Raw genomic sequence first — 13,958 nt, 5'->3', positions numbered from 1 at the left:
GATATCGCCGGCCAAAGCAACATCTGACTCAATGGTCAGCTCTTAGTTATAAGCGGAAATCTTCAACTTTACTCCCACCTAAATTCGACCCGTCTTATTTCCGTGAGCTCCTTTAGAGTAGCCAATATTGTGAAAGCTGTTACTATGGCAACTTGGGTCTCCGGGGTGTAGAGAGGTTCATAGGCTAATCTTATGGTGATTAATCCTAGAAATAACAACCCAATCGAGATTAATAAGTTTTTCGCCGTAACAAAGTGTTTAATATTCAGCTTTGGAAATACCATAAAAATAATACCTGCAAAAAACAAAACTTCATGTAAAATCCCCAAGAAAAGAAAAATTATTGGAAATAGTAATATAGCATCAATATTCTTGGGCACTTCAAAGCCCTCCAATACCTCCTTGAGCACCATTAGCGACGGGAGCACTATTAGGATGAATGTTCTCACTCCTTCATATGACAGCACATCCCTGATGAAAACTTCATTCACGAGTATAACCCCATAGAAGAAGTAAACTGCCAAAGCCAGCTCTTTGCTTTTCTTTGATGCCAGATAAGCCAGGGGAAGTAAGACAACAGCTTTGGCTTTTAGTATAAACCCTCCTATGAGCGAAGCTATCAGCCACATCATCTTATCTCCCTCACAATCTCCCTTAGGTAGTCGCTCGGCCCCAGATCAATCGTGGGGACAAGGGCGTTGAATCTTTTCAGCATCTTTTCCCTTTCCAAATACCTTTTATAGAGAAACTTCAGCTCATTTTCATCAAGCTTTTCTGCATAGAACAGTATCGGGTTTGGGGAGAGTATAATGACCTTGTGCTTTTTCTTGAGCATCATAATGACCCTGTAGAGCTGGGAGGTATGGCCCATCAGGTCTGTAATCACTATTAAATAGGATGGATTTTTTATGTTTAACAGTGCCTCGACAAAGCTTCTTCTCTTCCTGGGGAAGAGTTTCCTGAGGAACCTCTTTCCTTTCTCGCTGAACTTTGAGATGTTCCCTTTTAAGCTTGGCAGTCCCTTCTCGGGTTTAAACTTAACCGCCAGCCTTACCCTGTTGAGCTGCTCCCTTCCCCTCGATGGGGGAATTATTCTAAAGCCCTCATCGGTGTATACTATCATCCCCACGCTGTAGTTCCTCTTTAGAAGTAATGTGGCCATGTGAAGGGCAAGTGTTGAGGCGTAGTCTATCTTTGCCCTCTTGACCCCTTTTCTCATCTCTCTGGTGGCATCTAGAACCAGGTAAACGTCGCTCTCGCTGTCTTTTAGGAACTCCTTAACAATGAGCTCTCCCAAACGCGCACTCGCCTTCCAGTCTATCTTCTTCAAGTCATCACCCGGGAGGTATTCTCTCAGTCCATAGAGCTCCATGCTCTCCAGACCCAAAAGCATGCTCTTCTTATAGATCTGCCCTATTCTAATGTTGTAGTCCTCTTTTGCAGCTTCCCGTAGAGAGTCCACTGAAGGATAGACCTCCAATCTATACGTGCCCACATCAAACTCCTCAAAATAGAGCTCGGAGGGATCATAAACCTCGAGTTTTGTTGAGAGCTCATATTCCCCCCTCTTATTGGGGATTATGTGGTATACGATATACGCTGTCTCTTCGGGCGAAAGCAGCACCGGCTCTGGCTCTTCTACTTGCACCCAGGGGGGAGCATTTTCTTTCACTCTAATCTTCACTTTGCTCCCGAGATTTTTGACCTTAAGGGTTACTTTAGCCTTTTTCCCCTCTTCGAGGTTTTCATCAACACTCCTCTCAACTTCAACCTTTGGCTTAAACGTCATTCTTGAGTATATCAAATAGCCACCCAAGCTCGCCCCAAAAACCGCACTAAATGGATTGGAAGCTAAGTATCCGTGGACGAAGCTGAGTCCTATGAGCGTCCACAGCATATCCTCACGCTTCATATGGGCACCTCTATTTCATCGAGGATCTCTCTTATTATTTCCTCCGCTTTCACTCCTTCGAGCTCGTATTCGGCTTTAACTAAAAGCCTGTGAACGAGCACACTTACCGCTACGGCTTTTATGTCATCTGGAATGACATAATCCCTTCCCCTGAGGAAAGCCAGCGCTTTGGATGCGTATAATAAGTGCTCCGCGGCTCTCGGGGATGCTCCTACCAGAAGTCTATCATCTCTCCTAGTTCTCGCTATAATCTTGTATAGGTACTCCAGCACAGCTTCGCTCGTCTTGACTTGCTTAACCCTCTGCATGAGGCCCAATATCTGGGTGGGGGTGAATATCTGCTCCACTTCTCTAAACTTTCCTCTGTCTTTTCTGAGGAGCATGTTCATTTCCTCGTCCTTGGTTGGATAGCCGACTTTTATTTGGAGCATAAACCTGTCCAGCTGAGCCTCGGGCAGTGTGTAGACCCCTTCGAACTCGAGAGGGTTTTTGGTTGCGATAACCAAAAAAGGCCGGGGGAGCTTTAATGTGTGACCTTCTATAGTCACTTGGCCTTCCTGCATCGCCTCCAGCAGAGCGCTTTGAGTTTTGGGCTGTGCACGGTTTATTTCATCTGCAAGGATTATATTGCCAAAGATCGGTCCTTTTTTGATTTTAAACTCTCCCCTCTTTTGGTCGTAGTAGAGCGTGCCTATAATATCCGCCGGGAGAAGATCGGGGGTGAGCTGGATTCTCGAGAACTTTAACCCAATCGCGTTGGCAAAGCTCTTGGCTATAGTAGTCTTCGCGACCCCCGGAATGCCTTCGAGTATAACGTGACCTTCAGCGAGCAGGGCAACTGCCAAAAGCTCTATGACATCTTCTTTTCCAACAACAGCGTTGTGTATTTCATCCTCGAGCTTTTCGAGGAACTCCTTTCCGTTCATTTTTCACCACCTAACTTTTTACCTGTCTCAATTTCTCCAATCATCTTCAATAAAACCTTTTCATCATACCCCTCTTTGGACAGAGATGCTACAATATCTTCGATTGACTTCTTCTCCTCTTTCGGGATGAATTTTGAAATCAAATTGGCGATTTTTTCAGCAAGGTTCAAGGCCAAACCGCTCTCAATGATGAGTGCTATCACAGCGACGGTTAAGAATATGTAGAAGATTTTTTCTCTGTCTATAACTCTCTTTACCCTTATGTAGCCCTGCTGGTAGATGTTGAAGTTTGAGTGGTGTGCTTCATCGATGTAAATTCTGTCTGCGTTTATATACTCCACAAAGTTTCTTATGAACTGCTCGTTTATTTTGTACATGTCGTTTATGAACACGCTTGGGTCGGAAAATAGGATTATCCTTCCATTTCCATAGCTCAGCTCGGTCATTATTGGATATTCTCTCTGGTTCTTCCCTAGGATGGTCACTTTACTCGTGTATATATCGCCCTGGGTGTTTAAAAGAGATGAGGGTACATTCAGCACGATCTTGTCCACTCCTTTGCCCAAAGCCGGATCCAAAATCTTGACGAGCTGCGGGAAGTTCTCATTTTTGTAGTAGAAGATATCCAAGAACGGCTCTTTTGCAAACCTCACGGTTAGATTGAGGCCTTCCAAGATCTCATTGCCTGTTCCAAAGTCGTCCATCAAAACCAAAGTCCCGCCGTTCTCTAGAAATGCTTTGATCTCCAAAATTTCCCCTTGTGAATACCCCAAATCCGGCCCGATTATTATCAGTGCTCCTTCTTTACTTCCGAGGCCGAAGGAGTCAAAGGGGGACACTATTGGGGTTGGTTTAGACTCATTGTAAAGCAACTTCCCAAAGCTGGAGCATCCATTCCAGCGGGGATTCAAAACGCTGAACTCTGCGTTTGTCATGAACAATGGAAGGGATAGCGGCATTATGAGCATGAAGATGCCGAGTGCCAGTAATATGCCATAAGCGACCCCTCTCACAGCTCATCCCTCACTAAAAACCCTAATAACGTTCTGCCCACAGACCTTATGAACTCGATAATCTCGTTTGAGCTGAGTCTTTTCTTTGAGTATGTGTACTTCTCGTGGAGTATCGTTGCGATGGCTAAATCCCCTACGAAGGGCTCATCTTTGACCCGGGCTAAGAGCTCCCTTGGGGTCGTGCTCCTTTTGAGTCTATAGGTTTTGATGAGCCTTGAGTATAAAACCTTGTAATAGTCGTTGAGCTTTTTGCTTCTCTTTTTCTGTTTCTTCTCCTCCTTTTCTTGGGCTTTTAAGAGTGCCAAAAACTCCTCCTCACTCATTCCATCTATCGTTGTCTTCGCTGAGAGCGCTTTATATGCTAAAAAGCCTCCCACACTTAAGATTAAGAATAATATTGCTTTTAGAATTGGAACTCCTTCGATGACTTCAACACTCAGGATGTTGGATTTTGACGGAGCGTAAAAGCTATCACCTTGAAAAACCGCTTGAATATCGTGCCTGCCTGTTTCATTGAACACGACAGTAAATTCAAAGTTGCCTTTTGCTTTTATCTCCTTGTATTGCTTTCCATCGACATAAATAGTTATGGGCACTTCGTATTTTGAGGCTACGACTGCCTCTACTTTCAAAGGCTTCCCTACTTTGATTTTTTCTTGAGAGTTGAGCTTTATCATAAGAGGGCGCCTCAAAAATGCCACTTTTACTGTTGAGGATGTTGGAGCGTAGAGCTCATCTCCATTGTAGGATACTTTAACTTCATATCTCCCCGCCTGCTTGCTGGTGAGATTTGCGCTAAATGCACCGGTATCGTCAGTTGCGGTACTCATAGAGGTGTTTTTAAACGTTATAAAAACCGTCTGTCCTTTTAGGGGATTACCCCGGTAGTCCTGAAGAACTCCTGTAAGTTCGAAGCTTGTTCCTATGTATGCGCTCCCACCATAAGCAATTATCTCTGTTGGTATTCTTGAGACGTTTAATATCAACGTATTTGATCTCAAAATTTTGCCGTTTTTCTTTCCGGTAACAAAGACTTTGTAGGTCCCTATTTCACTAAAGGAATACACAAAGCGGAATCGATCCTTGGAAACTGAGACTAGAAGTATGGTTTCTAGACCGTTGGAATCTTTTACATGAAGATTAATTTTTTCGAGGCCCTTAGCATGACCGTAGAAAGTCACGTTCTCAAATACTGGCGGGTTCAAATCGGAGGCGTATAACGTTAATCTGTCCTCCCCTCCAAGGACGTCATATTCTCTTAGTATCCTCTCATAGCTTTGGAACATCTTCTGAATCTTTTTTAAGTTCTCCTCAAGCCGGTCGGTATTTAGCTTGAGCTCGTTTTGCTCCTCGCTTACGAACGTGAACTCGGCTATTGCCCTTATGCTCTCGTTTACCTTCAGAATACCCTCCTTTCCCATCTCAACACCATTGAGCGCAAGCGCATACGCTCTGCGGTCTTTCTCCTTCACCCTATCAATGTTCCCTAAAAATAGCATTTGGCCCTTTATTATATCCCTAATTCCATCATGGAGCCCCAAAAATGGGGGGATATATTCCTCCACTGCACTGGTGACGCCCTTCGATTTGTAAAAACTTATTTCCTCCACCGTTTGATTTAACCTAGCCCCTAAAAGATTGCTGTAGTCTATAGACGTGTTTCTCTCATCCACTATGGCGTTGGTGGAGGAGATTGCATAGTTGAGCAGGATTTCCAAAAATCTGTACACTCCCTCATCGCTTTTCTTGGCCTCCTCCAGAGGGATTTGCCTATCCAATGCTAATCCCAGTGGTGAAAGAATCAACATGATTAAAGCCAGGGTGATGATTCTCTTCATAGTCCCTCTCAATTTAATCAAGGGCAAATGTTTTAAATTTTTGCTCAAAGTTTACGAGGGGGAGGGGATTGGAGTTAAAATATGAAGTTAAACACATTACGAGCGCGTTCCTTGTACTTGTGGGAGCTTTTGCTGGTATTTTTGGAGCAATAAATGGAAATCAGGGCTTAATTAATCTTGGATTGGCGGGAATATTTCTGGGAGTGATTATTTTCACGTTTAAAAGCTCTGGCTATATAAAGAAGGAAGCATTGAATAATGTTATGAATTCATATAACCTCCTGCTGGAGAAGATGATAACGGATTTAGGTTTGGAGGGCAACGCTGTTTATATTCCCCCTTATGAGAACCTCCCGGAGGGAGGCTTATTTGTTCCTCTTCATGAGGAGTTTGACCTTAATTTGGGAAAGCTGAGCTCTGATGTTGTTTTCCTAACAAATGTAAGCAACGAGAGGCAGATGGGCCTTTCCCTTAGGCCTCCGGGTCTAGAGCTATTAAAGAAGTATGAGGAGCATCTGGAGTATCCCCTTGAGAGCACCAGCTACTCAGAAGTTGAGGCCTCATCGGGTTCTGTTTTAAGGGCTCTTGGATTGGCTAAAAGTGTCTATATAGAAGAAGTTGAAAAAGGCTTTAGAGTAGTCGTCCAGCCGGATATTGAGTGTGATCCTCAATCATGCGAAAAAGTTGCCTGTCCAATATGCTCCTCAATTCTCTTGGGATTAGCTAAAGCCACGGGAGAGCTGATACATGTTGAAAGCGTCGAGAAGAAGGACTATGGGATTGAGATAAAAGCTAAAAGGCTTGGAGGAGTTAGGGAATGGATGTAGAGGACTACATAATTCTTTTCCTCTCTCTGTGGGTTCTAATTTCCGCGTTAGCCACAAAAAGCGTTGATGTCTTCCTCACGCTAACCCTAATAGGGCTTTTGATAACTCTGGAAGTGGGAGGCCTCTTTTTGAGCAGAGAGCAGAAGGAGGGCATGAAGCCCATAGTGGAGCTCCTATTAGTCATATTCGCAATCATAGTCATGAAAAAGGTGTATGAGGTTCTGGCTGGTTGAATCATTCAATAAAATGAACGATCATTCATTGTACTGATACCCTTGTATTCCTAAAAGACCAAAAACTATAAATATCCAAAAATAGGATAATCCTATTGGTGGATACTTATGAAATTCTATGACAGAGAAGAGGAGATGGAAGCTTTAGAAAAAGCGTTCAGTCTAACCCGTTCTCGCTCATCTCTTATTATTGTTACTGGAAGACGAAGAATTGGGAAAACAAGGCTTGTTAGAGAATTTTTCTCCAGAAAAAACATTCCCTATCTTGATTTCTTTGTTTCAGTTAAAGAAGAAAGCCTCTTACTGGAAGATTTCCAAGATGAGATTGAAGAAAAACTCGGCTATTCACCGAAATTTGAAAACTTTGAGGACTTGTTGAACTTTTTATTTAAAACTCAGGATAAACTAGCCATATTTTTTGATGAGTTTCAGAACTTCTTAAAGATAAATCCTTCAATAATCCATGATCTTCAAAAATTCTGGGACAGATATAAGGAAGAAAAAAGATTCTTTGTTATTCTCTCGGGCTCTTATATTGGAATGATGAGGAAAGTGTTTCTTTTAAGGAAATCCCCTCTATACGGCAGGGCTGATCTTTATATCAACCTCAAACCCCTGCGGCCGAGTACGGTTTTTCAAATGCTGAATGACCTTGGAGTAAAAGATCTTGAAGAGAAAATAAAATTCTATGGCATTTTCGGAGGAGTGCCGAAATACTATGAATACCTGGAGCTCTTTAGAGAGAGGACCTTCTTTGATTTCTTAGAACAGATGCTGAAGTTTTCTTCAATCCTTCAGAATGAGGGTGAGGCTCTTCTCATAGAGGAATTTGGAAGAGCCCACAAAATATACTTTTCTATATTGGAGGCAATTGCAAGCAGCAGAAACACCCTTGTAGAGATAGCAAATGCAATTTCTCAAAAGCCTACAACGATACCAAAGTACCTGAAAGCCTTGGAGGAGTACTTCAACCTGATTTCAAAGGAAAATCCTGTACTGGAAAAGAAAACCAAGAAGTCCCGTTATATTATCAATGATTACTTCCTGAACTTTTGGTTTACCTTTATAAGAAAAAACCAGAATTTGGTTGAAACCGGGAACTATGAGGCGTTAATGAGGAAAATAGAGGGTAATTTCTCCAATTATTTTGGCAGGGTGTTCGAAAGAATTGTAAAAGACATCCTTTTGGAGCTGAATCAAAGGAAAGTTATAGAGTTTGATGAGATAGGTCCGCAATGGGGCCGGAGCAAAAAAGGAAGCTACGAAATTGATTTAGTTGCGACTAAGGGCAATAAAGCTCTGTTCATTGAGGTAAAATGGAGGGACAATGTCAATGGGATTGCCCTTTTCAAAGAACTCAAGGAGAAAGCGGACTTAACTAAGTGGAAAGGAGAAAGAGAATTCCTCATAATTGCAAAGAGCTTCAAAAAGAGGGCTCCCGATGCCCTATGCTGGGATTTAAAGGATCTGGAGGGGTTGATGAATTCGTAAGATTTTTGTTTCAACGCTGTGTTATCAAAACCATTTTAAACATTCCCACTCCTCTAGTATTGGTGGTCAAATGGACTGGAGAGATTACTGGGATCTGCTCACAATCACAGCGCTCTCACTCATTCTCGACCTGCTCATAGTGTTCTTTCCCAATAGCATTGCTAGAAAAGCCCTTGGTTTGGCATTTGTGCTCTTCTTCCCGGGCTATGTGTTTATAACTGCCCTGTTTCCAAACAAGAAGGAGCTCGACAACCTCGAGCGCTTAGCTTTAAGCTTCGGGCTGAGCATTGCAATAGTGCCGCTCATAGGATTGGCGTTAAACTACACGCCTTGGGGAATAAGGCTAACCCCCATATTAGTTAGCTTAACTATTTTCAACGTCCTCTTTGGCATTACAGCTATTTACCGCAGGATGAAGGCTATTGACCCGTGGATTCCGAGAATTGATGTCCAAAAGCTTAAAGAAGAGCTCGAGTGGGAAAAAGCAAGCCGCTTGGATAAAGCTTTAACCGTGATTTTAATAATCGCGATAATTTCTTCAATAGCAACTTTGGGCTACGTAATAACCCACCCAAAGCCAGGCGAGAAGTTCACGGAGTTCTACATTTTAGGCCCCAGTGGAAAAGCCGCGGATTATCCAACGGAGCTTTTCGTGGGTGAAAATGCCACCGTGATTTTGGGCATAGCGAACCATGAGTACAGGAACGTCACATATTATGTTGAGGTATGGCTCGTCAACCTGACATATGACTTCGACACCAATCAAACTCACATCCACAACATGTACTTAATGGACACGCTCAACGTTACCCTTCCCCACAAGCCAATAGATATCGAAGGCAATTGGACCCCCCAATGGGAAACCAACTATACATTTAGCATAGATAAACCAGGAAAATGGCAGCTCTGGTTTTTGCTCTTTAAAGACAAAGAGCCTCCTCTTCCAAAGCCAATAAACGGTGATTATGCCCAAACAGATGCAGCTCAAAGGATCCTCGACGCAATAAACGGCACCATCTTGAGCTTGAAACTTAATATCGACGTGCGGGAGATTTAGCCCCTGAGCTGTCCCAATCCTAGACATTGTATTCATTTACCACTCCCTGTTTTTACTCATCTTAGTAATCTTTTTGTTCAAAAAATATTTATGTTAAATATTACAAAAATCAATTGTAAAAACTTAGTTGGGTGAGTTGTATGAACAGGGGATTGTTAGCGGTTTTAATGGTGGGCGTTCTCTTAGGAATGGGAAGCATGCACATCAGCACCGCCCTCTTCAGCGACAGGAGTGTTTCTCAAAACAATGAAATCTCGACGGGGGAGTTTGATGTTAGGATAAGCAAAGATGGGAGCAAGTTCTACGATGATTTAAAGCTCTTCGACTTTAACAACCTAAAGCCCGGCGACTCTAGGGATGTGGTGTTTTACATTAAGAACGGCGGTGATGTTGATATCTCAACGCTGCGCTTGGATTTTGATGTGCAGGATTTAGAAAAAGGCTCGCTAACGGATGCGGAATCTCTAGTGGACAACACCACAGATGTGGGTGAGCTGAGCCAAAATTTGCTCATAAGGGACTTCGAGATAACTAAAGGAAATCAAACGTATAGTCTAACAGATTACATTGGAAAGAACCTAAAAGATGTCAGCTCCTCAGCCATAAGCATCTTAAACGAAAAATTAATGCCCAGAGAAACGCTAAAAGTAAAACTTTCTCTCCAGCTATCGCCGAGTGCTGGAAACGAATGCCAAACGGACACTGCAAAAATCTCCATAAACATCTATGCCGAGCAGTGACTGCTCTTTAATTTTTGATCCTTTATATGGACCAAAAAATTTAAATTTTGGTCCGATATATGGAACAATGGTGAAAGGTGTGGACAGAAAGGAACTGTTCAAAATAATCCTTATGGAAAGTTTTGAGAGAGAGCTCCCCTATGGGGTTGAGAGGGAGTATAATATCCCTTTAAACCTAAATCACAAGGCAGTGTCTATAGTTGGACCAAGAAGGAGTGGGAAGACCTTTTTAATATTTCAGCTGATAAATAAAATTTCAAATGATGTTCCAAGAGATAGAATCCTCTATGTTAACTTGGAGGATGATAGGATTTTACCTTTGAGAGAAAATGACCTGTCTCTAATGCTTGATGCCTATTATGAGCTGTTTCCGGAAAATGCCAATGAGGAGCTTTATTTATTTTTGGATGAAGTCCAAAACGCGCCGGGATGGGAAGCTTTTGTGAGAAGGTCTCTGGATAGGGGGCTTAGGGTTTTTGTAACCGGTTCGAGCTCAAAGCTTCTCAGCAGAGAAATTGCCACCTCTTTAAGAGGAAGAAGTATAACCTTTGAAATTCAGCCTTTTTCTTTTAGGGAATTTTTAAGGGCTAAGGGCATTGTGGAAGATCGAGCGGTGTATACCTCAGAACGCTTTAAAATCAAAGCCCTTTTCCATGAGTATCTAAAGTGGGGAGGCTTTCCAGAGGTTGTATTGATGGATGATGAATTTTTGAAGCTCAGAACACTTCAGGAATATTTTGAGGTAATGTTCTATAAGGATATTGTTGAGAGATACAACGTTAAAAAATTCCATGTTCTGCGGCATCTGCTAAAATTTTTAGCTTCAAATGTTTCGAGGTATTTCAGTGCCTCCAGCTATTACAAATTTGCAAAACAGGAGCTGAATGTTAGAAAAGAGGATATTCTGCACTTCACATCTTATATTGAAGATGCTAAGATGTTCTTTTTCCTGCCAATATTCTCTTATTCCCTGAAAGCACAGCTCAGAAATCCCCGAAAAGTCTACTGTGTGGACACCGGACTGAGAAACGCAAACACTTTTTTGGTTTCTGAGGATTATGGGTACCTAGCTGAGAATATTGTTTTCTTAGAGTTGCGCTCTAGGTTATTAAGGAATCCCTCTCTCGAGCTGTACTACTGGAGAGAGCCCAGAACCCAAATTGAAGTGGATTTTGTGGTTAAAAATGGTTCCAATATCCAAGAGTTGATCCAGGTAAGCTGGGATATTGAAGAAAGCATGGATAGAGGGGTCAGGGGAATGGTTAGGGCACTTGATGCATTTAGCATGAAAGAGGGAGTGATCCTGACTAGGGATTATGAGGATATTAAAAAGATGGACGGTAAAAAAATAATTTTCAAACCTATATGGAAGTGGCTACTTGGCCAGTGAATTTTTAAACTTCTCCACTCTTCTTCTTTAGGGGTCGTTATGATAGGTATCATCTTTGACATGGACGGTGTAATTTATAGGGGAAGCAACCCTATAGACGGCGCTAAAGAGGTTGTTGAGTACTTAAAATCAAGAGGAATTCCCTTCATCTTTTTAACAAACAACTCCACGAGAAATGCTGCTATGTACAGGGAAAAGCTCGAAAAGATGGGCATAAGCGTGAGCGAAGAAAGGATAATCACATCTGGCTATGCAACTGCCCACTACTTGGAGAAGCACTTCGAGAAAGGAGAGACGTTTGTAATCGGTGGGAGAGGCTTAATAGAGGAGATAAAAAACATCGGCTGGCCAATTATTGGTATGGAAGAAATTAAAGAGCGGTGGCACGATGTAAAATACGTCGTCGTGGGCCTGGACACCAAGCTCACATATGAGAAGCTCAAGTATGCAACTTTAGCCATTAGAAATGGTGCTCTTTTTGTGGGCACCAATCCGGACACAACTTACCCCGGTGAGCAAGGAATACTTCCGGGGGCGGGCTCCATACTAGCGGCCCTAAAAGCTTCCAGTGGAAATGAACCTCTTGTAATAGGAAAGCCCAACCAGCCTGTCTATGAGATCATCAAGGAGAAGCTAAAAGTGGATGAACTTTGGGTGGTTGGCGACAGGTTAGATACTGATATTGCTTTTGCTAAAAAGATTGGTGCTAAGGCGATAATGGTTCTTACGGGTGTTAATACGCTTGAGGACGTTGAGAAGAGTGAGATCAAGCCAGACTTGATTTTGCCGACCATAGGGGACCTTTTGGATTACCTGAAAGTTCAGCTGGGTGGTTAAATCTTTATACTTTTTGAGCGCTACACTATATGTGAGGGTTGTGTATGGAGAGCTTTGAGATTGAAAAAGAGGTTGAGGAGAGAGTTAGCCAAATTTTGCAGGAGCTTACTAAAGAGCCCCTTTATGAGGTACTCAGCTATGCTATAAGAGGAGAGGAGGAGGCTGTAGAACTTTATACTTTTCTCTCTAAGAGGCTTGAGGAGCCCCATGCAAAGAAAAGGTTTGAGGAGTTCATTATGGCGGAGAAAGGACACAAGGAAAAGATTATTCGTATCTTCAATGAGCTGTTTCCGGATAAAGAGCCTGGAAAAATAAAAGCTGAGACGTGGATTGGGATTGCAACGAAGGGCAAGCCCGCAATAAAAACAGCAAAGAGCTATTTAGATATCCTAAAAATCGCAGTAGAGTCCGAAAAGCTTGCGGAAAGCATATACAACTTCATCGGGAGGAACATTCCAGATGAGCAGTACAAAGCAATCTTCTTTGAACTCGCAATGGATGAAAAAAGGCACTACGACTTTGTAAAGAGCCAATATCTTTTTTACAAGAGAGCAAAAGCAGAGGAAAGCGTGCACGACATGATAAATGATCTGCTTCAAAAATAGTGGTTTGGTGATAGAATGAACCTTGAGGAACTCCTAAAAAGTATAATTCATCAGGAGAACGAACTTTACAACCTATACAAGCTCGGGGAGACTTTTGCAACTTATGAACTCCCCAGCATGGTGGAGCACTTCAAATGGCTCGCCGGCGAAGAGCTGAGGCACAAGAGAACGATTGAGTCCTTTTTAGAGGAAGACACATTAAAAGGAACGGCGGTTATAGACTATCTGGACTCACTGAGCTTAGAGCCATACTTTAAAGATGAGCGTGCAGAGCCAGCTGATTTAGAGGATTTAATTTTAGAGGCCCTCATCAGGGAGAAGCACTCCTATGAGCTCTATGATAGGCTAAGTCAAATACTAAGCGGCTCCCTGAGCGATATATTCAAGATGATGCGTCAGGAAGAGCTCAAACACGCATACCGTTTGAAAATTCTTTATGAGATGATTGGTGAATAGATAGGTAATTTGGGAGGAGAGTCAAAAAATGAGGGGTGATGGCTATGAGAGCTTTCATAGCAATTGAGATTAACGATGCGGTTAGAGAAAACCTCGTTAAAGCGCAGGATAAGATTGAGCGTGCTAAGGCAGCTAAGATAAAGTTCGTTGAGCCGGAAAACCTGCATTTAACGATTAAGTTTTTGGGGGAGATTACAGAGGAGCAGGCAAAGGAGATAGGCGAGATTTTGGAGGGTATAGCTAAAAAATACAGGAAGCACAGCGTTAAGGTTAAGGGTATAGGCGTTTTCCCAAGCTACAACTACATCCGCGTTATATGGGCGGGCTTAGAGGGAGATGAGGAAATCAAAAAAATTGCTCAGGACGTTGAAAACGCCATGAGGAAGCTCGGCTTCAAAAAGGACAAGGAGTTTGTGTCGCACATAACGATTGGAAGGGTAAAGTACGTCAGGGACAAGGTCGAGCTCATGCTCACTTTAAAGGAGCTTGTCAATGAGGACTTCGGTGAATTCACAGTTGAAGCTATAGAGCTCAGGAAGAGCACTCTAACGCCCAAGGGTCCGATTTACGAGACGATAAAGCGTGTTGATTTAGGTTGATAGTTGGCTATCGACTTATTTATATACCTCTTGA

General features: G+C 42.6%; 15 protein-coding genes. 10 read left to right on the top strand and 5 right to left on the bottom strand.

Annotation, left to right across the window (positions count from 1 at the left end; translation table 11 throughout):
- Window positions 1-68: 68 nt before the first annotated feature.
- From PAP_RS10145 to PAP_RS09595, 5 genes are read right to left on the bottom strand one after another with little or no spacing between them, the layout of a single operon-like run.
- Window positions 69-632, bottom strand: a complete 564-nt coding sequence (locus PAP_RS10145) for a hypothetical protein (RefSeq protein WP_052649139.1) — start codon at window positions 630-632, stop codon at window positions 69-71.
- Window positions 629-1,912 (bottom strand): DUF58 domain-containing protein, encoded by a 1,284-nt coding sequence (locus PAP_RS09610; protein WP_048165798.1) that lies wholly within the window; start codon window positions 1,910-1,912, stop codon window positions 629-631. The genes PAP_RS10145 and PAP_RS09610 overlap by 4 nt, the downstream gene beginning before the upstream one ends.
- Window positions 1,909-2,838, bottom strand: coding sequence for an AAA family ATPase (locus tag PAP_RS09605; RefSeq protein WP_048165797.1), 930 nt, complete (start codon window positions 2,836-2,838; stop codon window positions 1,909-1,911). Before PAP_RS09605 ends, PAP_RS09610 begins: the two co-directional genes overlap by 4 nt.
- Window positions 2,835-3,851: a DUF4350 domain-containing protein gene (locus tag PAP_RS09600; protein ID WP_201769536.1), complete on the bottom strand. Its 1,017-nt coding sequence runs from the start codon at window positions 3,849-3,851 to the stop codon at window positions 2,835-2,837. Before PAP_RS09600 ends, PAP_RS09605 begins: the two co-directional genes overlap by 4 nt.
- A complete protein-coding gene (locus PAP_RS09595) occupies window positions 3,848-5,689 on the bottom strand; it encodes an Ig-like domain-containing protein (protein ID WP_048165796.1) in 1,842 nt (613 codons plus the stop codon). The genes PAP_RS09600 and PAP_RS09595 overlap by 4 nt, the downstream gene beginning before the upstream one ends.
- Before the next feature lie 68 nt (window positions 5,690-5,757).
- Between PAP_RS09595 and PAP_RS09590 the strand changes: the two genes are divergently transcribed.
- The 10 genes from PAP_RS09590 to thpR all read left to right on the top strand — a co-directional run bounded on the left by PAP_RS09590 (window position 5,758) and on the right by thpR (window position 13,924).
- Window positions 5,758-6,516, top strand: coding sequence for a hypothetical protein (locus tag PAP_RS09590; RefSeq protein ID WP_052649138.1), 759 nt, complete (start codon window positions 5,758-5,760; stop codon window positions 6,514-6,516).
- Window positions 6,507-6,749, top strand: coding sequence for a hypothetical protein (locus PAP_RS09585; protein ID WP_048165795.1), 243 nt, complete (start codon window positions 6,507-6,509; stop codon window positions 6,747-6,749). Before PAP_RS09590 ends, PAP_RS09585 begins: the two co-directional genes overlap by 10 nt.
- A gap of 108 nt (window positions 6,750-6,857) precedes the next feature.
- Window positions 6,858-8,240 carry an ATP-binding protein gene (locus tag PAP_RS09580; protein WP_048165794.1) on the top strand — a complete coding sequence of 461 codons (1,383 nt, stop codon included), beginning with the start codon at window positions 6,858-6,860 and terminating at the stop codon, window positions 8,238-8,240.
- Window positions 8,241-8,310: 70 nt separating this feature from the next.
- Window positions 8,311-9,297, top strand: a complete 987-nt coding sequence (locus PAP_RS09575) for a DUF1616 domain-containing protein (RefSeq protein WP_048165793.1) — start codon at window positions 8,311-8,313, stop codon at window positions 9,295-9,297.
- A gap of 140 nt (window positions 9,298-9,437) precedes the next feature.
- Window positions 9,438-10,037: a TasA family protein gene (locus PAP_RS09570; protein ID WP_048165792.1), complete on the top strand. Its 600-nt coding sequence runs from the start codon at window positions 9,438-9,440 to the stop codon at window positions 10,035-10,037.
- 67 nt (window positions 10,038-10,104) lie between these two features.
- Window positions 10,105-11,427 carry an ATP-binding protein gene (locus PAP_RS09565; RefSeq protein WP_158442513.1) on the top strand — a complete coding sequence of 441 codons (1,323 nt, stop codon included), beginning with the start codon at window positions 10,105-10,107 and terminating at the stop codon, window positions 11,425-11,427.
- A 39-nt stretch (window positions 11,428-11,466) separates the two neighbouring features.
- Window positions 11,467-12,264 (top strand): HAD-IIA family hydrolase, encoded by a 798-nt coding sequence (locus PAP_RS09560; protein WP_048165790.1) that lies wholly within the window; start codon window positions 11,467-11,469, stop codon window positions 12,262-12,264.
- Between the two features lie 44 nt (window positions 12,265-12,308).
- A complete protein-coding gene (locus PAP_RS09555) occupies window positions 12,309-12,869 on the top strand; it encodes a ferritin family protein (protein ID WP_048165789.1) in 561 nt (186 codons plus the stop codon).
- A gap of 15 nt (window positions 12,870-12,884) precedes the next feature.
- Window positions 12,885-13,325: a ferritin family protein gene (locus PAP_RS09550; RefSeq protein WP_048165788.1), complete on the top strand. Its 441-nt coding sequence runs from the start codon at window positions 12,885-12,887 to the stop codon at window positions 13,323-13,325.
- Between the two features lie 44 nt (window positions 13,326-13,369).
- Window positions 13,370-13,924, top strand: coding sequence for an RNA 2',3'-cyclic phosphodiesterase (gene thpR, locus PAP_RS09545; protein ID WP_048165787.1), 555 nt, complete (start codon window positions 13,370-13,372; stop codon window positions 13,922-13,924).
- Window positions 13,925-13,958 lie beyond the last annotated feature (34 nt).

Origin of the sequence: Palaeococcus pacificus DY20341 (assembly GCF_000725425.1) — an archaeon.
Lineage (GTDB): Archaea > Methanobacteriota_B > Thermococci > Thermococcales > Thermococcaceae > Palaeococcus > Palaeococcus pacificus.
Note: the sequence above shows the minus strand (reverse complement) of the source record. Positions and strands in the feature narration are given on the sequence as shown.